General features: G+C 59.7%; 20 protein-coding genes and 1 pseudogene. 10 read left to right on the top strand and 11 right to left on the bottom strand.

From position 1 onward, the window contains the following. Positions 1 to 5: 5 nt before the first annotated feature. A complete protein-coding gene (locus tag J2X66_RS06860; RefSeq protein ID WP_310262496.1) occupies positions 6 to 869 on the bottom strand; it encodes a YicC/YloC family endoribonuclease in 864 nt (287 codons plus the stop codon). Positions 870 to 1,136: 267 nt separating this feature from the next. On the opposite strand from J2X66_RS06860, the gene rph reads away from it, so the two are divergent. From rph to gltS, 3 genes are all read left to right on the top strand, one after another. Then, entirely contained in the window at positions 1,137 to 1,859 is a 723-nt protein-coding gene (gene rph / locus J2X66_RS06855) for a ribonuclease PH (RefSeq protein ID WP_010465211.1), read from the top strand. A gap of 29 nt (positions 1,860 to 1,888) precedes the next feature. Next, a complete protein-coding gene (locus J2X66_RS06850; RefSeq protein ID WP_310262492.1) occupies positions 1,889 to 2,257 on the top strand; it encodes a DUF4870 domain-containing protein in 369 nt (122 codons plus the stop codon). 348 nt (positions 2,258 to 2,605) lie between these two features. Further along, positions 2,606 to 3,814 (top strand): sodium/glutamate symporter, encoded by a 1,209-nt coding sequence (gene gltS, locus J2X66_RS06845; RefSeq protein ID WP_310262488.1) that lies wholly within the window; start codon positions 2,606 to 2,608, stop codon positions 3,812 to 3,814. A 79-nt stretch (positions 3,815 to 3,893) separates the two neighbouring features. On the opposite strand, the gene J2X66_RS06840 is transcribed toward gltS, so the two are convergent. Further along, positions 3,894 to 4,673, bottom strand: a complete 780-nt coding sequence (locus J2X66_RS06840) for an exodeoxyribonuclease III (protein WP_007934608.1) — start codon at positions 4,671 to 4,673, stop codon at positions 3,894 to 3,896. A gap of 82 nt (positions 4,674 to 4,755) precedes the next feature. Between J2X66_RS06840 and pyrE the strand changes: the two genes are divergently transcribed. Continuing rightward, entirely contained in the window at positions 4,756 to 5,400 is a 645-nt protein-coding gene (gene pyrE / locus J2X66_RS06835) for an orotate phosphoribosyltransferase (RefSeq protein WP_310262483.1), read from the top strand. Between the two features lie 67 nt (positions 5,401 to 5,467). Here the strand turns inward: pyrE and argB are convergent, their stop codons facing one another. The 4 genes and pseudogenes from argB to coaBC form a co-directional block, all read right to left on the bottom strand. Beyond that, positions 5,468 to 6,373, bottom strand: a complete 906-nt coding sequence (gene argB, locus J2X66_RS06830; protein ID WP_027926352.1) for an acetylglutamate kinase — start codon at positions 6,371 to 6,373, stop codon at positions 5,468 to 5,470. Between the two features lie 25 nt (positions 6,374 to 6,398). Further along, a pseudogene (locus tag J2X66_RS06825) lies at positions 6,399 to 7,775 on the bottom strand (phosphomannomutase/phosphoglucomutase); the annotation flags it as partial. A 272-nt stretch (positions 7,776 to 8,047) separates the two neighbouring features. Further along, the gene (dut, locus tag J2X66_RS06820; RefSeq protein WP_027926354.1) at positions 8,048 to 8,503 is read right to left on the bottom strand and encodes a dUTP diphosphatase; all 456 of its coding nucleotides are present in this window, start codon (positions 8,501 to 8,503) and stop codon (positions 8,048 to 8,050) included. 5 nt (positions 8,504 to 8,508) lie between these two features. Beyond that, a complete protein-coding gene (coaBC, locus tag J2X66_RS06815) occupies positions 8,509 to 9,717 on the bottom strand; it encodes a bifunctional phosphopantothenoylcysteine decarboxylase/phosphopantothenate--cysteine ligase CoaBC (protein ID WP_027926355.1) in 1,209 nt (402 codons plus the stop codon). 136 nt (positions 9,718 to 9,853) lie between these two features. Between coaBC and radC the strand changes: the two genes are divergently transcribed. Next, positions 9,854 to 10,528, top strand: a complete 675-nt coding sequence (gene radC / locus J2X66_RS06810; protein ID WP_310262480.1) for a DNA repair protein RadC — start codon at positions 9,854 to 9,856, stop codon at positions 10,526 to 10,528. Between the two features lie 137 nt (positions 10,529 to 10,665). On the opposite strand, the gene J2X66_RS06805 is transcribed toward radC, so the two are convergent. Next, positions 10,666 to 12,252 (bottom strand): ABC transporter substrate-binding protein, encoded by a 1,587-nt coding sequence (locus tag J2X66_RS06805; protein WP_310262478.1) that lies wholly within the window; start codon positions 12,250 to 12,252, stop codon positions 10,666 to 10,668. Positions 12,253 to 12,698: 446 nt separating this feature from the next. On the opposite strand from J2X66_RS06805, the gene rpmB reads away from it, so the two are divergent. Together rpmB and rpmG are read left to right on the top strand one after the other, a co-directional pair. Beyond that, positions 12,699 to 12,932, top strand: coding sequence for a 50S ribosomal protein L28 (gene rpmB, locus J2X66_RS06800; protein WP_007894701.1), 234 nt, complete (start codon positions 12,699 to 12,701; stop codon positions 12,930 to 12,932). Between the two features lie 11 nt (positions 12,933 to 12,943). Further along, on the top strand, positions 12,944 to 13,099 hold the full coding sequence (rpmG, locus tag J2X66_RS06795; protein ID WP_007894709.1) for a 50S ribosomal protein L33: 156 nt from the start codon (positions 12,944 to 12,946) through the stop codon (positions 13,097 to 13,099). A gap of 71 nt (positions 13,100 to 13,170) precedes the next feature. Here the strand turns inward: rpmG and J2X66_RS06790 are convergent, their stop codons facing one another. Beyond that, on the bottom strand, positions 13,171 to 13,533 hold the full coding sequence (locus J2X66_RS06790) for a cupin domain-containing protein (RefSeq protein WP_310262475.1): 363 nt from the start codon (positions 13,531 to 13,533) through the stop codon (positions 13,171 to 13,173). Positions 13,534 to 13,760: 227 nt separating this feature from the next. On the opposite strand from J2X66_RS06790, the gene J2X66_RS06785 reads away from it, so the two are divergent. Then, on the top strand, positions 13,761 to 15,254 hold the full coding sequence (locus J2X66_RS06785; RefSeq protein ID WP_310262472.1) for an aldehyde dehydrogenase: 1,494 nt from the start codon (positions 13,761 to 13,763) through the stop codon (positions 15,252 to 15,254). A gap of 179 nt (positions 15,255 to 15,433) precedes the next feature. Beyond that, positions 15,434 to 16,579, top strand: a complete 1,146-nt coding sequence (locus J2X66_RS06780; protein ID WP_310262471.1) for an MFS transporter — start codon at positions 15,434 to 15,436, stop codon at positions 16,577 to 16,579. A gap of 86 nt (positions 16,580 to 16,665) precedes the next feature. Here J2X66_RS06780 and J2X66_RS06775 read toward each other — a convergent pair whose 3' ends face one another. Further along, positions 16,666 to 18,240, bottom strand: coding sequence for a phospholipase D family protein (locus tag J2X66_RS06775; protein WP_310262467.1), 1,575 nt, complete (start codon positions 18,238 to 18,240; stop codon positions 16,666 to 16,668). A gap of 60 nt (positions 18,241 to 18,300) precedes the next feature. Beyond that, on the bottom strand, positions 18,301 to 19,734 hold the full coding sequence (locus J2X66_RS06770) for a PLP-dependent aminotransferase family protein (RefSeq protein ID WP_310262464.1): 1,434 nt from the start codon (positions 19,732 to 19,734) through the stop codon (positions 18,301 to 18,303). Positions 19,735 to 19,913: 179 nt separating this feature from the next. On the opposite strand from J2X66_RS06770, the gene J2X66_RS06765 reads away from it, so the two are divergent. Beyond that, on the top strand, positions 19,914 to 20,159 hold the full coding sequence (locus J2X66_RS06765) for a DUF1127 domain-containing protein (protein ID WP_027926363.1): 246 nt from the start codon (positions 19,914 to 19,916) through the stop codon (positions 20,157 to 20,159). Between the two features lie 73 nt (positions 20,160 to 20,232). Here the strand turns inward: J2X66_RS06765 and J2X66_RS06760 are convergent, their stop codons facing one another. Continuing rightward, positions 20,233 to 21,546 carry an FAD-binding oxidoreductase gene (locus J2X66_RS06760; protein ID WP_310262460.1) on the bottom strand — a complete coding sequence of 438 codons (1,314 nt, stop codon included), beginning with the start codon at positions 21,544 to 21,546 and terminating at the stop codon, positions 20,233 to 20,235. Positions 21,547 to 21,586: the final 40 nt, after the last annotated feature.

Below are 21,586 nucleotides of genomic sequence, written 5' to 3'. Positions count from 1 at the left end.
TTGCCTTACTCAATATTCTGCACTTGTTCGCGCATCTGCTCGATCAACACTTTGAGGTTGACCGCCGCCTGGGTGCTGCGCGGGTCGAAGGCTTTGGAGCCCAGTGTGTTGGCTTCGCGGTTGAGCTCCTGCATCAGGAAGTCCAGGCGCCGACCAGCAGCGCCGCCGGATTTGAGCACCCGGCGAACTTCGATGATGTGAGTGCTCAGGCGATCCAGTTCTTCGGCGACGTCGCTCTTTTGAGCGAGCATGACCATTTCCTGCTCCAGACGCTGCGGGTCGAGGTCGGCCTTCATGTCGGCGAAGCGGTCGAGGACTTTCTGGCGCTGGGTGGTGAGCATCTGCGGGACCAGTTCGCGCAGGGTGACGACGTCTTCCTCAATGGAGGTCAGGCGATCGTTGATCAACCGCGCCAGCTCCGCGCCTTCGCGCTCGCGACCGGCCTTGAGTTCTTTCAGTCCTTCGTTGAACAGCGCCAATGCTTCGGCATTCAAGGCTTGCGGGTCGGTGGCGTCACCTACCAGCACGCCAGGCCACGCCAGCACTTCCAGCGGGTTGAGCGCCGCAGGGTTCTTGATCAGGCTGGCAATCGTCTCGGCAGCAGCGACCAATTGCGCGGCGCGCTCGCGGTCCACCTGCAGTGGTTTGTCGGTGTTTTCTTCGGTGAAGCGCAGGGTGCATTCAAGCTTGCCCCGGGAGATGCCTTGACGCAGGGCCTCGCGGACTGCGCCTTCGAGCTCCCGAAAGGACTCCGGCAGGCGCAAGTGCGGCTCCAGGTAGCGGCTGTTGACCGAGCGCAGTTCCCAGCTCAGGGTGCCTTGGGTGCCGGCTTTTTCTACGCGGGCGAAGGCGGTCATGCTGTGCACCATGGAGGTACCTCGCAAGTCGGGTTTGCGTTACCGAAGGTTTCGCGGACCCGATATCTGTGAATAAAAGCCGACAGGCAGCAAAGGCGCAGGATTGTAGCGCAGTGGGGCAGATGCGCCCAAACACACGGTGTGACAAAGGGCTGCAGGCCGTCGGTAAAGCGCTGTTCAGGGCCTTCGGTCGTCGGGCGGATTTTTTAGAAGTGCCCACTCGTGGCCAGCGGCTCTATAATGCTCCGCAGTTTTCCGTCCCCCGTACAGGTATTCCCTATGAAACGTCCAAGTGGTCGCGCTGCCGATCAGCTCCGCTCGATCCGCATTACCCGCAACTACACCAAACACGCCGAGGGTTCTGTGCTGGTCGAGTTCGGTGATACCAAAGTCATCTGCACCGTCAGCGTCGAAAACGGCGTGCCGCGTTTCCTCAAAGGCCAGGGCCAGGGCTGGTTGACCGCCGAATACGGCATGTTGCCGCGCGCCACTGGCGAGCGTAACCAGCGTGAAGCGAGCCGTGGCAAGCAAGGCGGCCGTACCCTGGAAATCCAGCGTCTGATCGGTCGTTCCCTGCGCGCTTCGCTGGACATGTCCAAGCTGGGCGATGTGACCCTGTACGTCGACTGTGACGTGATCCAGGCTGACGGTGGCACTCGCACCGCGTCCATCACCGGTGCCATGGTTGCACTGGTCGATGCCTTGAAAGTGATCAAGAAACGCGGCGGCCTGAAAGGCGGCGACCCGTTGAAGCAAATGATCGCGGCCGTTTCCGTGGGCATGTACCAGGGCGAACCTGTGCTCGACCTCGACTATCTGGAAGACTCGGCTGCCGAGACCGACCTGAACGTGGTGATGACCAGCACTGGCGGTTTCATTGAAGTTCAGGGCACTGCCGAAGGCGCACCGTTCCAGCCTGAAGAGCTGAACGCCATGCTGGAACTGGCGAAGAAAGGCATGACTGAAATCTTCGAGCTGCAAAAAGCTGCACTGGCCGACTGATCGGACCCGCTTCAACCAAGGAGGACGTTATGAGTGATGAGCAAGAGCTGCTTCCCATCCCGAGCAAAGAGGCTCGACAGTGGGCGATGTTTTGTCACTTGTCCGCCTTGCTGGGGATCTGGATTCCGTTCGGCACGCTGATCGGCCCGCTGATTCTCTGGCAGATGAAGCGCGAGATGGACCCGTTTGTCGATGCGCAGGGCAAGGAGGCGCTGAACTTTCAGATCACCGTCGCCATTGCCTCCACCATCTGCTTCTTGCTGATGGTGGTGATTATCGGGTTTTTCATGTTCGGTCTGGTGGCGATAGGCGCGTTGGTGCTGACGATCATTGCAGGTGTGAAGGCTAACGAAGGGTTTCCCTATCGGTATCCGTTCACCTGGCGGTTGATCAAGTGACACGCATAAAAAAATGCCCCGATTTGTCGGGGCATTTTTTTTGAAGTTAGGTTATCTACCGTTGCCTTTTGCGATACCCACCGATAGTGACTATTTCCGTATACACAATTATCGCTCTTACACTTTTAGTCACAACTGCATTGCATCAGTACCCTCTATGCCCTTGGCAATGAGACTTTACGGTTGATAGAGTTGCCCCACGTTATATTCAATCTGAAATATTTCGACATATTCAAGCCATCGAAGGTCTTTGAATTTCAAACAATCAGTGTTGAGACACTCAGCCGGTTCAAGAGGTGTGCGCGGGTAAAAAGTGCGCCTCTGAATATATAGCCAAGAATAATACCAATGATTCAGCTCGACTTTTATGGAACGCTTGTGGCCGCCTCCTTAGTTCTTTTGCTGGGGCGCGGACTTGTTACACGTGTTGGTTTTCTACGTAATTACAACATCCCTGAACCTGTCGCCGGTGGCCTGTTGGTTGCCCTGGCTCTCTTGGTCATGCGAACTTTTGATTTTGAGGTCCGCTTCGATACTTCATTGCAGACGCCATTGATGTTGGCTTTTTTTGCCACCATCGGCTTGAGTGCGGACTTCGCCAGCCTGAAGAAGGGCGGTCGCGTAGTGGGCGTTTTTCTGCTGGCAGTCGCCGGACTTTTGGTAGTCCAGAATGCCATGGGCATTGGCCTCGCAAAAATGCTGGGACTCGACCCTTTAATGGGGCTGCTGACAGGCTCGATTACGTTGTCAGGGGGGCATGGTACAGGCGCTGCGTGGGGCACTGTGTTCAGTGAGAAGTACGGTCTGGCTTCTGCTTCCGAACTCGCGATTGCCTCCGCGACGTTTGGCCTGGTGTTGGGTGGCTTGATTGGTGGTCCGGTCGCTCGCCTGCTGATCAAGCGTGTTCAAGTGCCCGGCTGTCACCCTCAGGAAGCGCCGCCGTTGCCAAAGGGATTTGAACAACCGAACAAAGAGCGCTCGATCACGCCATTCTCGTTTATCGAGACGCTCGCTCTAATCGCAGTCAGCTTATTAGCCGGCAATCTTCTGAATGGCTGGCTGCAAGGAACTGCACTTGAGTTGCCAACGTTCGTGTGCGTCTTGTTCGTTGGTGTGGTTTTACGCAACGGACTTTCAGCGTTGGGCTTGTATCAGGTATTCGAGCGTGAAGTTTCTGTGTTGGGGAATGTCAGCCTGTCGCTGTTTCTGGCGATTGCCTTGATGTCGCTCAAGCTCTGGGATCTGGCGGCACTGGCCTTGCCGATCTTCATCATTCTGGCGGCGCAAACGTTGGTCATGGCGCTGTATTCAATTTTCGTGACGTTCAGAGTCATGGGCGGTAACTACGATGCGGCGGTGTTGGCGGCAGGGCACTGCGGTTTTGGACTGGGTGCCACACCCACGGCCATTGCTAACATGCAGGCGGTGACGCAGCGTTACGGGCCTTCGCAAATCGCATTTCTCGTGGTGCCCATGGTGGGGGCGTTCTTCATTGATATCATTAATGTCATCGTGATCAAGTTGTACCTTGCGCTACCGTTTCTCGCCGCTGGTTGAAGGTTCGACCCCGGCCCACGATCCATAAAAAATGCCCGTATCTTGCGATACGGGCATTTTTTTATCTGCGAAACGACGCTTAGATAGTCAGCGTCCAGTCGTAGTCCACGATCAGTGGTGCGTGCTGCGAGAACCGTGGCTGACGTGGCAGGCGCGCGCTACGCACGAAGCGACGCAGGCCAGGGGTCAGCAACTGGTAGTCGAAACGCCAGCCCAGGTTGAGCATCTCAGCCTGTTCGTTGTCCGGCCACCAGCTGTACTGGTCGCCTTCACGGCTGACTTCACGCAGGGCATCAACATAGCCCATGTTGCCGACAATCTCGTCCATCCAGGCACGTTCAGGTGCCAGGAAGCCCGGGGATTGCTGGCTGTCGCGCCAGTTCTTGATATCCAGCTTCTGTTGCGCCACGTACAGCGAGCCACAATAAATGTACTCGCGACGTTTGCGTCGCTGTTTATCCAGATAACGGGCGAAGTCGTCCATTAGCTTGAACTTCTGGTTCAAGTCTTCATCGCCGTTCTGCCCCGAAGGGAGCAGTAAGGTCGCGATGCTGACCTTGTCGAAATCGGCTTGCAGGTAGCGCCCGTAGCGGTCGGCCGTCTCGAAGCCGAGACCGCTGATGACTGCCTTCGGCTGCAACCGCGAATACAAAGCCACGCCACCCTGGGCGGGAACTTCGGCTTCGCAGGCATAAAGGAAGTAGCCATCCAGTTGGAAGGCTGGATCGTCCAGTTCAAAGGCGGAGGCGCGGGTGTCCTGCAGGCAGATGACGTCGGCATTCTGTGCTTGCAGCCAACTGAGCAACCCTCGCTCCACTGCAGCCTGAATACCATTGACGTTCACACTGATGATCCGCATAAATGGCCCCAAAAATCGCGTGCGTGTATGATACACGGCGTCAACCTAATTAGCTAAATCCGTGGTATTTGGGGTTTTTTTCATGCAAGCGTATCAGCGCGATTTCATTCGTTTTGCCATCGATCGCGGCGTTTTGCGCTTCGGTGAGTTCACCCTGAAGTCCGGGCGCACCAGTCCTTACTTCTTCAATGCCGGCCTGTTCAACACGGGCTCGGCCCTTGCGCAGCTGGGTCGTTTCTACGCGGCAGCCATCGTCGAGAGCGGCATTTCGTTCGACGTGCTGTTTGGCCCGGCCTACAAAGGCATCCCGTTGGCGGCGACCACGGCAGTGGCCCTGGCCGAACATCACGAGCGCGATCTGCCGTGGTGCTTCAACCGCAAAGAAGTCAAGGCCCATGGCGAAGGCGGCAGCCTGGTCGGCGCACCGCTGACCGGCGACGTGCTGATCATCGACGACGTGATCACCGCCGGCACCGCGATTCGTGAAGTGATGCAGATCATCGCTTCCCAGGACGGCGCCAAGGCCAAGGGCGTGCTGATCGCCCTGAATCGCCAGGAGCGTGGCAACGGTGAGTTGTCGGCCATCCAGGAAGTGGAGCGTGACTTCGGCATTCCGGTGATCAGCATCGTGTCGCTGAACCAGGTGCTGGAATTCCTGGCTGACGATCCGCAGCTCAAACAGCACCTGCCAGCCGTTGAAGCCTATCGCGCCCAGTTCGGCGTCTGATCGCTTCTTCAGGGCAAAAAAAGACCCCGCTCAGCCAGGCTGAGCGGGGTCTTTTTGTATGTGCCGCTTAAGGACGCTTGCGATTACTGATCAGCGTACCCACACCGGTATCGGTGAAGATTTCCAGCAGAATCGCATTCGGTACCCGGCCATCAATGATCAACGAGCTGCCGACCCCGCCCTGAACCGCTTCCAGCGCGCAACGGATCTTCGGCAGCATGCCGCCGTAGATCGTGCCGTCAGCGATCAGCTCGTCGACCTGCTGGGTGGTCAGGCCGGTCAACACGGTGCCCGACTTGTCCATCAGGCCAGCGATGTTGGTCAGCAGCATCAGCTTCTCGGCTTTCAGCGCCTCGGCGACTTTACCGGCCACCAGGTCGGCGTTGATGTTGTACGACTCGCCGTTCTCGCCGACGCCGATTGGCGCGATCACTGGAATGAAGTTGCCTTTCACCAGCAGGTTCAGCAGCTCGGTGTTGATCCCGACCACTTCGCCCACCTGACCGATGTCGATGATTTCCGGCTGGGTCATCTCCGGGGTCTGGCGGGTGACGGTCAGTTTCTTCGCGCGAATCAGCCCGGCGTCTTTACCGGTCAGGCCGATGGCGCTGCCGCCGTGACGGTTGATCAGGTTGACGATGCTTTTGTTGACCTGACCGCCGAGAACCATTTCCACCACGTCCATGGTCGCGGCGTCAGTGACGCGCATGCCATCGACAAAATGGCTCTCGATCGACAGACGCTTGAGCAGGTCGCCGATTTGCGGGCCGCCGCCGTGAACGACCACCGGGTTGATGCCCACAGCTTTCATCAGCACGATGTCGCGGGCGAAGCCGGTTTTCAGCTCCTCGCTTTCCATCGCGTTGCCGCCGTATTTGATCACCAGCGTCTTGCCGACATAGCGGCGAATGTAAGGCAGTGCTTCGGACAGGACCTTGGCGGTGTTGGCGGCGGCTTCGCGTTCGAGGGTCATTCAGGGCTCCGGGTGCTTCGTTAAATCAAAACGGTAATTGGAGATCAGGTGCAACACGTTTCAGCTGGGTGTGGAACACGTCCTTGATGCGCTGCAATTCAGCCTCGTCATCGGCCTCGAAGCGCAGCACCAGCACCGGGGTGGTGTTGGAGGCGCGCACCAGGCCCCAGCCTTTGGCGTAGTCGACTCGCACGCCGTCGATGGTGGTCAGGTCAGCGCCTTCGCCCCACTTCGCATCGTGCAGTGCATCAATGATGCTGAATTTGCTCTCTTCGGTCACATGGATATTGATTTCCGGCGTAGAAATATCGTTCGGGAAGGTCTCAAACAGCTCTTGCGCGGTGGATTTTTCCTTGCTGAGGATCTCCAGCAGACGCGCGGCGCTGTAAATGCCGTCGTCGAAGCCGAACCAGCGTTCCTTGAAGAAAATGTGCCCGCTCATTTCGCCGGCCAGCAACGCGCCGGATTGTTTCATTTTCTTTTTGATCAAGGAGTGACCGGTCTTCCACATTAGCGGCCGACCGCCATATTCCTTGATCAGCGGAACCAGGCGGCGGGTGCATTTGACGTCGAAGATGATCTCCGCGTCCGGGTTGCGCGCCAGCACGTCGCGGGCGAACAGCATCAGCAGGCGGTCCGGGTAGACGATGCTGCCGGTGTTGGTCACGACGCCAACGCGGTCGCCGTCGCCGTCGAAGGCCAGGCCGAGGTCGGCGTTGGTTTCCTTGACCTTGGCGATCAGGTCCACGAGGTTTTCAGGCTTGCCCGGGTCCGGGTGGTGGTTCGGGAAGTTGCCGTCGACGTCGCAGAACAGCGGAATAACTTCGCAGTTCAGCGCTTCGATCAACTGCGGGGCGATCACACCAGCCGCGCCATTGCCGCAGTCGACCACGACTTTCAGGCGGCGGGCCAGTTTGATGTCCTGAACGATTTCGGTGTTGTAGCGGTCGAGGATCTCGACTTTGGTCACGCTGCCCTTGCCGCTGCTCAGGTTGTGGGTCTTGAGGCGGTCGTGCAGGGCCTGGATCTGTTCGTTGGCCAGGGTATCGCCGGCGATGACGATCTTGAAGCCGTTGTAATTCGACGGGTTGTGGCTGCCGGTGAGCATCACGCCCGATTTGCCGGCCAATACGTTGGCGGCGTAGTACAGCGCCGGCGTCGGCACCAGGCCGACGTCGCTGACGTGGCAACCGGCATCGGCCAGGCCTTTGATCAGTTGTTCGACCAGCTCCGGGCCGGACAGGCGGCCGTCGCGACCCACGGAAACGTTCGGTTCGTCCTGAGCCAGGCTTTGGGCGCCGATGGCGCGGCCCAGCCAGTAAGCGGTTTCAGCGTTCAAGAACTCCGGGACGGTGCCGCGAATGTCGTACGCACGGAAGATGCTGTCGGGAAACTTGGGGGCGACTTGGGCGGGGGTGTTCATCTGTAGGAATGCTCCATCTCGAAAGTGGCTGTACCGGCCTGCGACAAATGCATCGGCCTGCTCAAACTGAAGGGTATGACGGCGTTTTCCACGGAGAGTTCGTGGTGCGAAAAGGCCATGCCACCGGGATTAGCGGAACCTGGGGCGGCCAATGCCTTGATTTTCGGCGGTAAACCTTCCAGATGAACTTTGTAATTCAGTGCCAAACCAGTGGGAGCAAGCTTGCTCGCTCCCACTGGTTCTCTATCGGATCAATGGCTGCCGGAATGTCCGAAACCGCCCGTGCCGCGCTGGGTTTCGACGAACTCTTCAACCATCTCGAAATGCGCTTGAACCACGGGCACCAGCACCAATTGAGCCAGGCGCTCGCCAACGACCATGGTGAATTCGGTCTGGCCACGGTTCCAGCAGGACACCATCAACGGGCCCTGGTAATCGGAGTCGATCAAGCCGACCAGGTTGCCCAGCACGATGCCGTGCTTATGGCCCAGGCCAGAACGCGGCAGAATCAGTGCCGCCAGGCCCGGATCGCCGATGTAGACCGACAGGCCGGTCGGAATCAGCACGGTTTCACCCGGCTTGATCACGATGTCTTTTTCCAGCATGGCGCGCAGGTCGAGGCCGGCGGAGCCTGGGGTGGCGTATTGCGGCAGCGGGAATTCGGTACCGATGCGAGGGTCGAGGATCTTGGCTTGCAAAGCGTGCATGTAAATTAAACCTGGTTCAGACGTTCGGCGATAAAAGTGATCAGCTGGCGAGCAATCTTGCTCTTGCTGGTCTGGGCGAAAAGTGTGGCGTGTAGCTCGCGGTCGATCACGCTGCAGGCGTTTTCTTCGCTGTTGAAGCCAATGCTCGGGTTGGCGACGTCGTTGGCGACGATCAAATCGAGGTTCTTGTCTTTCAACTTGCGCGCAGCGTAGTCGAGCAGGTGTTCGGTTTCAGCGGCAAAACCGACACTGAACGGACGGTCAGGGCGCGTGGCGATGGTGGCCAGGATGTCCGGGTTACGCACCATCTGTAGTAACAAGCCGTCGCCGTTCGTAGGGTCTTTCTTGAGTTTCTGTGGGGCGACGACTTCCGGGCGGTAATCCGCGACCGCTGCCGAGGCGATGAACAGGTCGCAAGGGATCGCAGCTTCGCAGGCGGCGAGCATGTCGCGGGCACTGACCACGTCGATGCGCGTCACGCGATCCGGTGTTGGCAGGTGCACCGGGCCGGTGATCAGGGTCACGCGGGCGCCGGCCTCTACCGCGGCTTCGGCCAGGGCAAAGCCCATTTTTCCGGAGCTGTGGTTGGTGATGTAGCGCACCGGATCGATGTTTTCCTGGGTCGGGCCGGCAGTGATCAGCACGTGTTTGCCGGTCAACGCTTTGCGCTGGAAGCAGTCCGCCGCGCATTGGGCGAGTTCGACGGCTTCGAGCATGCGGCCCAGGCCGACGTCGCCACAGGCCTGGCTACCGGAGGCCGGGCCGAAGGCTTTGATGTCGCGGCTTTCGAGGGTTTGCAGGTTGGCCTGGGTGGCCGGGTCGCGCCACATGGCCTGGTTCATCGCCGGAGCAACGGCCACCACGGCGTCGGTGGCCAGCACCAACGTGGTCAGCAGGTCGTCGGCAATGCCTTGGGCCAGGCGGGCGATCAGGTCCGCGGTGGCAGGGGCGATCAGCACCATGTCGGCCCATTTGGCCAGCTCGATGTGGCCCATGGCAGCTTCAGCCGCGGGGTCCAGCAGGTCGAGGTGGACGGGGTGGCCGGACAAGGCCTGCATGGTCAGCGGGGTGATGAACTCGCTGCCGCCACGGGTCATGACCACGCGCACTTCAGCGCCCTGGTCGATCAGGCGGCGAACCAGGTCGGCGCTCTTGTAGGCAGCAATGCCGCCGCCGACGCCCAGAACGATGCGTTTCCGATACAGCCGCTGCATAGGTCTGCCTTTCATTTCGTTGATGACTGCAGGGCGATACCCCCTCCCCAGGGATGAAATCGCCCGCAAAAAAGATGGGCTACGATATCACAGCGTCCGCTACGGAACAGCGGCGCCCACATTCCAGGGAGGTGCTATGAGTATTCGTGATTGGCCGGCGGCTGAGCGGCCGCGGGAGAGGTTGCTGGAGTTAGGCTCGGCGAGCCTTTCGGACGCCGAACTGCTGGCGATTTTTTTACGGACCGGCGTATCGGGTAAAAGCGCGGTGGATCTGGCGCGACACCTGTTGAACCAGTTTGGCAGCCTGCGCTCGTTGCTTGAGGCAGATCAAGCCGCGTTCAGCCGTCAGTTGGGGCTCGGACCAGCGAAGTTCGCGCAGTTGCAAGCGGCTCAGGAAATGGGGCGGCGGCATTTGGCCGAACGTGCGCGGCAAAAATCGGCGCTGGAGAACCCGCAGGCCGTTCGTGATTACCTGAAATCAATGCTGCGCCACGAGCCTCACGAGGTGTTCGGCTGTCTGTTTCTGGATTCCAGGCATCAAGTGCTGACCTTTGAAGTCCTGTTTCGTGGCTCCATCGACAACACCAGTGTCTATCCGAGACAAGTGGTCAAACGCGCGTTGGCTCACAACGCCGCCGCGTTGATCCTCTGCCACAACCATCCGTCGGGCAATACCAACCCCAGTCAAGCCGACCGAGTGCTGACCAAGCGCCTACAAGAGTCGCTCGAACTGGTTGATGTGCGGGTGCTCGACCATTTCATCATCGGGGATGGCGATCCGCTGTCCATGGCTGAGTACGGGTGGATGTAAGAGAAATCACGACAAGCCTGAACCCTGTAGGAGCCTAGCTTGCTCGCGATGGCGTCGTATCAATCACCCCGTTCAGTGAGTGAGCGAACGCCATCGCGAGCAAGCTCGGCTCCCACAGGGTTTTGTGGTGACGCTGATTACTTGAGATTGACCTTGGAGTAATCCTGACGGCCAAACGGGCTGACCGCGTACCCTTCGACCTCCTTGCGCGTCAATGCAAACGCCGTCGGATGCGCCAGCGGCAGCCACAGTGCCTGCTGCTGAATCTGCGCCTGTGCCTGCTCATACAGCTTGGAGCGCACACCTTGCTCGCCGGTGGTCTTGCCGGCGCTGATGAGCTTGTCCAGGTCCTGATTGCAATAACGGGCGAAGTTGGTGCCGGACTTGACCGCTGCGCAGGAAAACTGCGGCGTAAGGAAGTTGTCCGGATCACCGTTATCGCCGGCCCAGCCCATAAACAGAAGGTCATGCTCGCCGGCCTTGGCGCGACGGATCAGTTCGCCCCATTCGATCACCCGGATTTCGGCTTGAATGCCGATTTCCGCGAGGTCGGATTGAAGCAACTGCGCGCCAAGGCTTGGGTTGGGGTTCAGCAAACTGCCGGAAGGACGGGTCCAGATGGTGGTCTGGAAACCGTCTTTCAGCCCGGCCTTGACCATCAAGGCCTTGGCTTTCGCGACGTCGTGCGGGTAGCCCGGCAAGCCTTTGGCATAACTCCAGGTATTCGGCGGGTACGGGCCATTGGCTGGCTCGGCGGTGTCCTCGAACACGGCTTTGATGTAATTGGCCTTGTCGAACGCAAGGTTGATCGCCTGTCGCACTTCCGGTTTGTCCAGTGGTGGATGCTGGCTGTTGATGCCCACAAACGCGGTCATGAAGGCGTCAGTCTTTTCCACTTTTAATGTCGGTTCCTTCAGCGCGGCCTGTACGTCCAGAGGCTTGGGCGACAGGGCGATCTGGCATTCGTTACGACGCAATTTCTGCAGGCGCACGTTGGCATCCGGCGTGATCGCGAAAATCAGCGGGTCCACCGAAGGCTTGCCGCCGAAGTAGTCCGGGTTGGCCTTGTAGCGAATCGAGGCGTCTTTCTGGAAGCGCGTGAACACGAACGGGCCGGTGCCGATGGGCTGGCTGTTGAGCTTCTCTGCAGCGCCGGCTTTCATCAGCTTGTCGGCGTACTCGGCGGAATAGATCGAGGCGAAGCCCATGCTCAGGGTGGCCAGGAACGTCGAGTCCGGGTGATCGAGGGTGAACCGCACGGTCAAGGGGTCCAGCGCGTCGATCTTCTTGATCAGCGTGGGCAATTGCATCGATTGCGCGTGCGGGAAACCGCTCTGGGCGACCTTGTGCCACGGATTGGCCGGATCGAGCATGCGCTCGAAGCTGAAAATCACGTCTTCGGCGGTCAGGTCGCGCGTCGGGCTGAAGTAGTCGGTGCGGTGAAATTTCACCTGCGGATGCAGTTTGAACACGTATGTCAGGCCGTCGGGCGTGACTTCCCAGCTGTCCGCCAGGCTGGCGACCACTTTGCCGCTAGCCGTGTCGAAGTCCACCAGGCGATTCATCAGCACATCGGCCGAGGCATTGGTGGTGGTCAGCGAGTTGTATTGCACCACATCAAACCCTTCAGGGCTGGCCTCGGTGCAGACGCTCAGGGCGGCGGCGTGGGCCAATGGGCTCAGCAGGAGCGGGGCAAGCAGAAGCGGTAGGGCAGCGAGGCGCATGGTCGGATTCCTTTACAGATCGAAGGCCCATCTGCAAGTGCAGTCTGGAAAAGGCTTACCCTAGTGGGCTCTTTTGCAAATGACTATCCCCTTTTTCATTTTAAGGGGAGTATGTGCGATTGTTTTCAGTGCGCACCGGCTGAGAAGAACCCTGGGTTGGCCGGTTGGCCGATTCTCTGCGACGAGCGGTCTTTTGCGACGATAGCCTTTATCCAAGGCGCTTGTGGCCCAAAAAACCGGGTTTTTATTTAGTCTGTGCACACGGAATGTTGTTGCTCTTCAGTCTTTCTGGTATAAAGCAGCGCTCTTTTCTAGGGGCCCGGTTCCTTCACTGTAGGTGTAGCCGGTAAGACCTCTAAAGAAACGCGGCGCCTGGCGCCAAATGACTGAGAGATTAAGCGGCCAACCCATGCCGGGTTGGGCATGTGGTTTTAGAGGGCTGAGGCATGTCGAGAGTATGTCAAGTTACCGGTAAGGGTCCGGTGACTGGGAATAACATTTCCCACGCAAACAACAAAACCCGTCGTCGTTTCCTGCCGAACCTGCAGCATCACCGCTTCTGGGTTGAAGAAGAGAAACGTTTCGTGCGTCTGCGCGTATCTGCCAAAGGCATGCGTATTATCGACAAGCGTGGCATCACTGTCGTGCTGGCCGAAATCCGCAAAGCCGGCAAGATCTAAGGGAGCTAATCATGCGTGAATTGATTCGTTTGATTTCGAGCGCCGGTACTGGTCACTTCTACACTACCGACAAGAACAAGCGTACTACCCCGGACAAAATCGAGATCAAGAAATTTGATCCGGTTGTTCGCAAGCACGTGATCTACAAAGAAGGCAAAATCAAGTAATTGATTTTTCTCTCTTACGAAAAAGGCCCGTATCGCGAGATACGGGCCTTTTTTGTTGCCTCGGGAAAGCCTCAAGCCTTCTGCTCAAACGCCACATAAATCTTGCGGCACGGCTCCAGTACTTCCCAAGTGCCCCGGAAGCCGGCAGGAATCACGAAGCGGTCACCCGCGCGCAGGGTTTTGCTGTTGCCATCGTTGTCGCGCAGCACTGAAACCCCTTGAACGATTTCGCAGTACTCGTGTTCGGTGAAGTTCACCGTCCATTGCCCGACTTCGCCTTCCCAAACACCAGCATTCAACTGCCCGCACGGGCTGTTGTAATGGTTGTACACCGCTTGCTCGGGATCGCCCTTGAGGACTTTCGCCGGGTCCGGCCGATAGCGCTCGGGCGCGGTCGTGGCCTGGCTGAAGTCGACGACATCCTGGATCTTCATTGTTGTAATTTCCCGTGATTGCCTGAAAAGTCCAAAGTCTATGTTTATTAAAATGAACATCGCAAGGCCGTTTGCCGGCCTTATGTCAAATATATTGAAACATGAGGGGTGGCTGGTTTAGGGTGGCAGTTGCCTTGGGCCGAAAAAGCAGGCTGGCCGGGCAGAATTCCTGACAGCGCCCGCGAAGACCGCGCAGCGTTCGTATTCAATAAGAGGAGGACACTCGAATGACCACCCTGACTCGTGCCGACTGGGAACAACGGGCTCGCGATCTGAAGATCGAAGGCCGTGCCTACATCAATGGCGAATACACCGACGCTGTCTCCGCCGAGACGTTCGAGTGCATCAGCCCGGTCGATGGCCGTCTGCTGGGCAAAGTCGCCAGCTGTGACGCCGCCGACGCCCAGCGCGCTGTTGAAAACGCTCGCGCCACCTTCAATTCCGGCGTCTGGTCGCGCCTGGCGCCAGCCAAACGCAAAGCCACCATGATCCGTTTCGCCGGGCTGTTGAAGCAGAATGCTGAAGAGCTGGCGCTGCTTGAAACCCTGGACATGGGCAAGCCGATCAGCGATTCCCTGTACATCGACGTTCCCGGCGCGGCGCAAGCCCTGAGCTGGAGCGGCGAAGCCATCGACAAGATCTACGACGAAGTTGCAGCCACCCCGCACGATCAGCTGGGTCTGGTGACGCGCGAGCCGGTCGGTGTCGTGGGCGCCATCGTGCCGTGGAACTTCCCGCTGATGATGGCCTGCTGGAAACTCGGTCCGGCGCTGTCCACCGGTAACTCGGTGATCCTCAAGCCGTCGGAAAAATCGCCGTTGACCGCCATTCGCATCGCGGCACTGGCCGTTGAAGCCGGTATCCCTAAAGGCGTGTTGAACGTCCTGCCAGGTTACGGTCACACCGTCGGCAAGGCCCTGGCCCTGCACAACGATGTCGACACGCTGGTGTTCACCGGTTCGACCAAAATCGCCAAGCAACTGCTGATCTACTCGGGCGAGTCGAACATGAAACGTGTCTGGCTCGAAGCCGGCGGCAAGAGCCCGAACATCGTGTTCGCCGATGCGCCGAACCTGCAAGAGGCTGCCGAAGCCGCTGCCGGTGCCATCGCCTTCAACCAGGGCGAAGTCTGCACCGCCGGTTCGCGCCTGCTGGTGGAGCGTTCGATCAAGGATACATTCCTGCCGCTGGTGATCGAGGCCCTGAAAACCTGGAAGCCGGGTAACCCGCTGGACCCGGCGACCAACGTTGGCGCGCTGGTCGATACTCAGCAGATGAACACCGTGCTGTCCTATATTGAGTCCGGTCATGCCGACGGCGCCAAACTGGTGGCCGGTGGCAAGCGCACGCTTCAGGAAACCGGGGGCACTTACGTTGAGCCAACGATTTTCGACGGCGTAAGCAACGCGATGAAAATCGCTCAGGAAGAAATCTTTGGCCCGGTGTTGTCGGTCATCGCTTTCGACACCGCCGAAGAAGCCGTTGCGATCGCCAACGACACGCCATACGGCCTTGCCGCAGCGGTGTGGACCAAGGACATCTCCAAGGCTCACCTGACCGCCCGTGCGCTGCGTGCCGGTAGCGTCTGGGTCAACCAGTACGACGGCGGCGACATGACTGCACCATTCGGTGGCTTCAAGCAGTCGGGTAATGGCCGCGACAAGTCGCTGCACGCGTTCGACAAGTACACCGAACTGAAGGCGACCTGGATCAAGTTGTAATCAGTAACGGGTCCCGATACCGGGGCCCGGCACAACGAAGATCCCCTGTGGGAGCGAGCTTGCTCGCGATAGCGGTCTGACAGTCGACGTCATTGTTGAATGTGCAACCGCTATCGCGAGCAAGCTCGCTCCCACAGTGTTTTGTGTTGTACATAAAAATATCCACAGGAGCGTGGAACATGCGTTGGGCGACTTATTTCGCCGTGTTGGCGTCTGTCTTGAGTGTCGGCCTGGCCTTGGGCGTCAGCATGCCGCTGGTGTCGTTTCGTCTGGAAAGCTGGGGCTACGGCTCGTTCGCCATCGGTGTGATGGCGGCGATGCCGGCCATTGGCGTGTTGCTGGGGGCGAAAATCTCCAGCCACCTGGCCGCGCGTCTGGGCACGGCGAATCTGATGCGTCTGTGCCTGTGGGCCGGGGCGTTGTCCATCGGCTTGCTGGCCCTGATGCCGAGCTACCCGATCTGGCTGCTGTTGCGCCTGATGATCGGGGTGATCCTGACGCTGGTGTTTATCCTCGGCGAAAGCTGGATCAACCAGCTCGTGGTCGAACAGTGGCGCGGGCGGCTGGTGGCGCTGTATGGCTGCAGCTATGCCCTGAGCCAGCTCGCCGGCCCGGTGCTGCTGGGTGTTCTGGGCACTGAGCACGATTACGGATTCTGGGTCGGTGTCGGCTTGCTGACGACGGCACCGTTGCTGTTGTTGGGCCGCAGCGGCGCGCCCGGCAGTGAAGCGAGCAGCGTGACCTTCAGCGATTTGCTGGCTTTCTGTCGTGGCCTGCCGGCGATTGCCTGGGCGGTGTCGCTGTTCGCCGCCTTCGAAGCGATGATCCTGACCTTGTTGCCGGTGTATTGCCTGCGCCAGGGTTTCACCACGGAAATCGCCCTGGCGATGGTCAGTACCGTGGTGGTCGGTGATGCGTTGCTGCAATTGCCGATTGGTGCGCTGGCGGATCGCCTGTCGCGGCGCACGCTGTTCACGGGCTGCGCGGTGGTGTTGCTGGTGTCGAGCCTGGCGATCCCGCTGCTGATCGATACGCTGCTGATCTGGCTATTGTGGGTGCTGTTCGGTGCCAGTGCAGGCGGTTTGTTTACCTTGTCACTGATCCTGATCGGCGAGCGTTATCGCGACGATGCACTGGTGCGCGCCAATGCGCATATCGCGCAGCTGTGGGGGATTGGTTGCCTGGTCGGGCCGTTGGCCGCTGGGGCGGGCAGCCAGTGGATCAGCGGGCATGCGTTGCCGTTGTTGATGGCGGCTGGCGCGTTCGGTCTGGTGATTCTGCTGATGCGCCAGGGTGCGTTTGGCACGGTGGGCGAACCCGCCTGACACCGACTTGCCGGCGACCACATCCCCTGTGGGAGCGAGCCTTCGCGAGCAGGCTCGCTCCCACAGGGATCGCGTTTTGTCTGATGCTACAACATCCGCTCCAGGCCGACCGTGGTACTCATCCACGCATTGAACCGTCGCCACCAGCTCCCCGGTTCCTTGGTCAGGGTGTGCAGTTTGCCGTCGTCTTCAGTGACCCAAACCACCTTGCCATCCTGCAGTTTCGCCTCATAGCTCAGCGGTGGCGCCATACCCTGCATGGCCAGGTCACGCACATGCGTCGCCAGTTCCGGGCTGTCCACCAGCACCCCGACTTCGGTGTTCCACAGCACCGAGCGCGGATCGAAATTGAACGAGCCGACGAAGGATTTCTGCTGATCGAAGATCATCGCCTTGCTGTGCAGGCTGGAGTCGGAGCCTTGGTAAGCGGGGCGTCCAAAGAAGTGAGGCCCACTGCCACCGCTTCCTCCTTCACCCGGTTGACGCCGTAGTTCGAATAACTTCACGCCGTGTTCCAGCAACGCCTTGCGATAGGGCGCATAGCCGCCATGCACGGCCGGCACGTCCGTGGCTTCCAGCGAGTTGGTCAGCAAACTCACGGAGACCCCGGCATCGGCGCGCCCCGTCAGGTACACCAGGCCCGGCTGGCCGGGCACGAAGTAAGCCGAGATCATGATCAGCTCTTTGCTGACGCCGTTCAGTTCGGGCGCCAATTGTGTTGTCAGCAACAAATGCGGGTCCGGCTCTCCGTCGGCCAGCACCTTGCTCGGGGCATCCCACAGCGCCTGGTTCCAGGCCCAGATCAGCTCACGACGCCAGATATCCAGGCGCGGATGCGTCTTGAAGGTCATCAGTTGTTGGTACAGCGCATGGTTCTCTTTGCGCGTGTCATCCAGCGATTCCTCCAGGCGGGTCCGGGTATTTTTCAGGTCCTTGGCCGTGGGTTTGCTGGACAGGAATTGTTCGATCGGCTTGCTCAGCGCGCTGTTCCAGTACTGATCAAAACTGTGCCCCAGTTGTTCGGCCACCGGGCCGACGCCGAGCATGTCGATGTCAGTGAAATTCAGGTTGGGCTCGGCATCGAAATACTCGTCGCCCAGATTGCGCCCACCCACGATGGCCATGCTGTTGTCCGCCAGCCACAACTTGTTGTGCATGCGCCGGTGTTGCTGCGACAGGTTGAACAAGCGCCCCATGGTTCGCGTCACGCCGGTGCTGCGACCCAGGTGCAACGGGTTGAAGACGCGGATCTGAATGTTCGGGTGCGCGGCGAGGGTGGCAATGATCTGGTCCAGGCCGTCGCTGGTGGTGTCGTCTAGCAGCACCCTGACGCGTACGCCGCGATCGGCCGCTTTGAGCAACTCCTCGACGAGCATCCGCGTGCTGATGCCGTCATGCACGATGTAGTACTGCAAATCGAGGCTGCTTTGCGCGTTGCGGATCAGTTCGGCGCGGGCGGTGAAGGCTTCGGTACTGTCGGACAGCAGGCGAAAGCCCGACTGGCCCTGATGCGGCGCGGCCTGCGCCTGGACCGAACGGCCGAACGCCGAGTCACTGGCGGGCAGCGCCTGACTGGCCTGGCGCTGAACATCAACGCTGGCGCAGCCGCTGAGGAGCGAGGCGAGGAGCAGAGCAGCGAGCAGGTTTTGTCTGACTCTCACGTAGGATCGTTCCGATTGGCGGCAGGTGTCGGCATATGGACGCTGGTTTCCCGAGAAAAGTCAGTCAGTGATGCTGTCAGTTTCGGCTAGCAGTTTGATAGCCAGGGCGCCGACCTTGCGCACCGCCTCTTCAATCTGCGGTGTTGGCTTGGCAGCGTAGTTCATGCGCAGGCAGTTGCGGTACTTGCCTGACGCAGAAAAGATGCTGCCCACGGCAATCTGTACGCCTTGATCGTGCAACGCACGATTCAGTTTCAGGGTGTCGAAGCTTTCCGGCAGCTCGACCCACAGCATGAAGCTGCCTTGCGGGCGACTGGCGCGGGTGCCGACCGGGAAGTAGCGTGTGACCCAGTCGATCATCACGTCGCGATTGCGCTGGTATTGCGTGCGCATCCTCCGCAAATGTGGCTCGAAGTGCCCGGCCTTGAGAAACTCGGCGATCGCAATCTGCGGTTGTGGCGCGGTGGAGCCGGTGCTGATGTATTTCATGTGCAGCACCCGTTCCAGATACCTGCCGGGCGCGACCCAGCCGATGCGCAATCCGGGGGCCAGGGTCTTGGAAAACGAACTGCAGAGCAGGACGCGTCCGTCCTCATCGAAGGATTTGATCGTGCGTGGGCGCGGGTAGGTGTAAGCCAGTTCTCCATACACATCGTCCTCGATGATCGCCACGTCAAAACGCTGTGCGAGCGTCAACAACGCGCGTTTTCGGGACTCGGGCATGATGTAGCCCAGCGGGTTGTTGCAGTTGGGGGTCAACTGTATGACTTTGATCGGCCACTGTTCCAGGGCCAGTTCCAGCGCATCGAGGCTGATGCCGGTGATCGGGTCGGTGGGAATTTCCAGTGCTTTCATGCCCAACCCCTTGAGGGTTTGCATGGCGCCGTGAAAGCTCGGTGAGTCCACGGCCACAATGTCTCCCGGCTCGCAGATCGCCCGGATGCTGGTGGACAGCGCTTCGTGGCATCCGGTCGTGACCACCAGCTCGCTAGCGCTCAACTGGCACCCGGAATCGAGCATCAGGCGTGCGATCTGTTCGCGCAGTTCGAGGGTGCCGTGGATGTTGTCGTAATACAGACCGGGCATGTCCTGTCGACGGCTGATACGCGCGAGATTGCGCAGCAGCGGTTTCATGGTCGGCGTGGTGATGTCCGGCATGCCGCGACCCAGTTGCACCACATCCTTGCGCGGCACCGCGCGAATCAGCTCCAGCACCTGGTCCCATTGCGAAATATCCACCGGCCGCTGGGCCGGGCGGCCAATGGCCGGCAGCTCCGGCAGTTCGCGACCCACAGGTACGAAGTAGCCCGACTTGGGTTTTGGCGTCGCCAGGCCACTGTCTTCCAGTACGCGATAGGCCTGCTGCACCGTGCTCAGGCTGACGCCATGTTCGACGCTCAGCGCCCGCACCGAAGGCAGTCGGTCACCGGGGCGATAGAAGCCCTGTTCGATACGCGTGCCGAGCAATTCGGCGAGGTTGACGTAAAGGGTCATGGTGCAGTCTCGGTGTGGGTGATTCGGTAAACCAATACAGATCAGGCAAGAAATGAGGATTCAGACGCTGGGACGCCAAATCTGTATGGAATTAATACTTGTCTGTTGAATCTGTAATGCTTTTCGTCGTCCACGCATCATGAAAGCTCTGGCTACCCAAGTAAACAGGAGCAATCAAAATGAACGGCTTGAGCGATGTGCGGCTGACGTTACACAGTCAGGAACTGGTGAGAGGGCAGGAACACGGTACACGTGAGGCGCTGATGCGCAACGCACCGTCCGGCCTGGGTCGCTGGGGTCTGTTCTGGCATCGTCTGCACACGCGCAAGGCGTTGCTGGCGCTGACGCCGGAGCAACTCAGGGATGTGGGGCTGACGCGGGAACAGGCGCGGGAGGAGGGGCTCAAGCCTTTCTGGCGGATCTGATTTTTGTGGCGTTCTTTCGGGCCTTATCGCGGGCTTGCCCGCGATGGCGTCTGTGCTGGGACCGAAGATCCCCTCAGACCAATTCTTTAAGCCGATGCCACAACATCCCCAACGCCAACAACGGCGAGCGCAAATGTTTCCCGCCCGGAAAGGTGATATGCGGCACCTTGGCAAACAGATCAAACCCACCACTGTGCTGCCCGCTGATCGCTTCAGCCAACAACTTGCCGGCCAAATGCGTGGCATTTACTCCATGACCGGAATAGGCCTGGGCGTAATACACATTCGGCTGGTCTTTAAGCCGGCCAATCTGCGGCAGGCGGTTGGCGCCGATGCCAATCATTCCGCCCCATTGATAGTCGATCTTCACCGTGCCCAGTTGCGGGAAGACTTCCAGCATCTTCGGTCGCATGTACGCGGCGATGTCTTTCGGATCGCGGCCCGAATAATGGCAGGCACCCCCGAACAGCAAGCGCCGGTCCGCCGAGAGTCGGTAGTAATCCAGTGCCACGCGCTGATCGCAGACCGCCATGTTCTGCGGCAGCAGTGAATGGGCCAGTGCCTCACTTAACGGTTCGGTGGCGATGATGTAGCTGCCGGCGGGCAGCACCTTGCCGCTGAGTTCGGGGTTGAGCTGATTGAGGTAGGCGTTGCAGCCCAGCACCAGCGTCTTGGCGCGGACCGAACCCTGAGCCGTGTGGACCTTGATCTCTGGACCATAATCGATGCGGGTGACCGCCGATTGTTCAAACAGTACCGCCCCCATTTCCTCGGCCGCCGTCGCTTCGCCCAGTGCCAGGTTCAGCGGATGCAGGTGCCCCGAGCCCATGTCGATCAAACCGCCGACGTAACGATCGGAGCCCACCACCGAGTGCATTTCATTGGTCTGCAGCAGGCGGGTTTCGTAGCGATAACCGAGACTGCGCAGCTCTTCGGCATCTTCGGCGAAGCCTTCGAGGTCGCGGGGTTTGTTGGCCAGGTCGCAGTAACCCCACGTCAGGTCGCAGGGGATCTGAAAACGCGCGACGCGCTGGCGCACGATTTCCACTGCCTCCAGGCCCATGAGTTTCATCTGGCGCACGCCGTGCGCACCGATCACGCTGGCGAATTGATCAAGGCCATGACCGACGCCGCGAATCAATTGTCCGCCGTTGCGCCCGCTGGCGCCCCAGCCGATTTTGCGGGCCTCGAGCAGGATGACGCTCAAGCCTCGCTCCGCCAGTTCCAGCGCAGTGTTCAGCCCGGAAAACCCGCCACCGACCACGCACACATCCGCCACCAGATCCCCCCTGAGCGCCGGATAATCGGGTCGCGGGAGCCTGCTGGCGGCGTAATAAGAGGCAATGTGCTGGTGACCTGGAGCGGATGGCTGAGCACCGGCATTCATGGGCGTGTTCCCGATTCTGGCGTCTGGAAAAGTTGACGGA

Origin of the sequence: Pseudomonas sp. 3296 (assembly GCF_031456615.1) — a bacterium.
In the GTDB taxonomy this organism is placed as follows: Bacteria; Pseudomonadota; Gammaproteobacteria; order Pseudomonadales; family Pseudomonadaceae; genus Aquipseudomonas; species Aquipseudomonas mucoides.
Note: the sequence above shows the minus strand (reverse complement) of the source record. Positions and strands in the feature narration are given on the sequence as shown.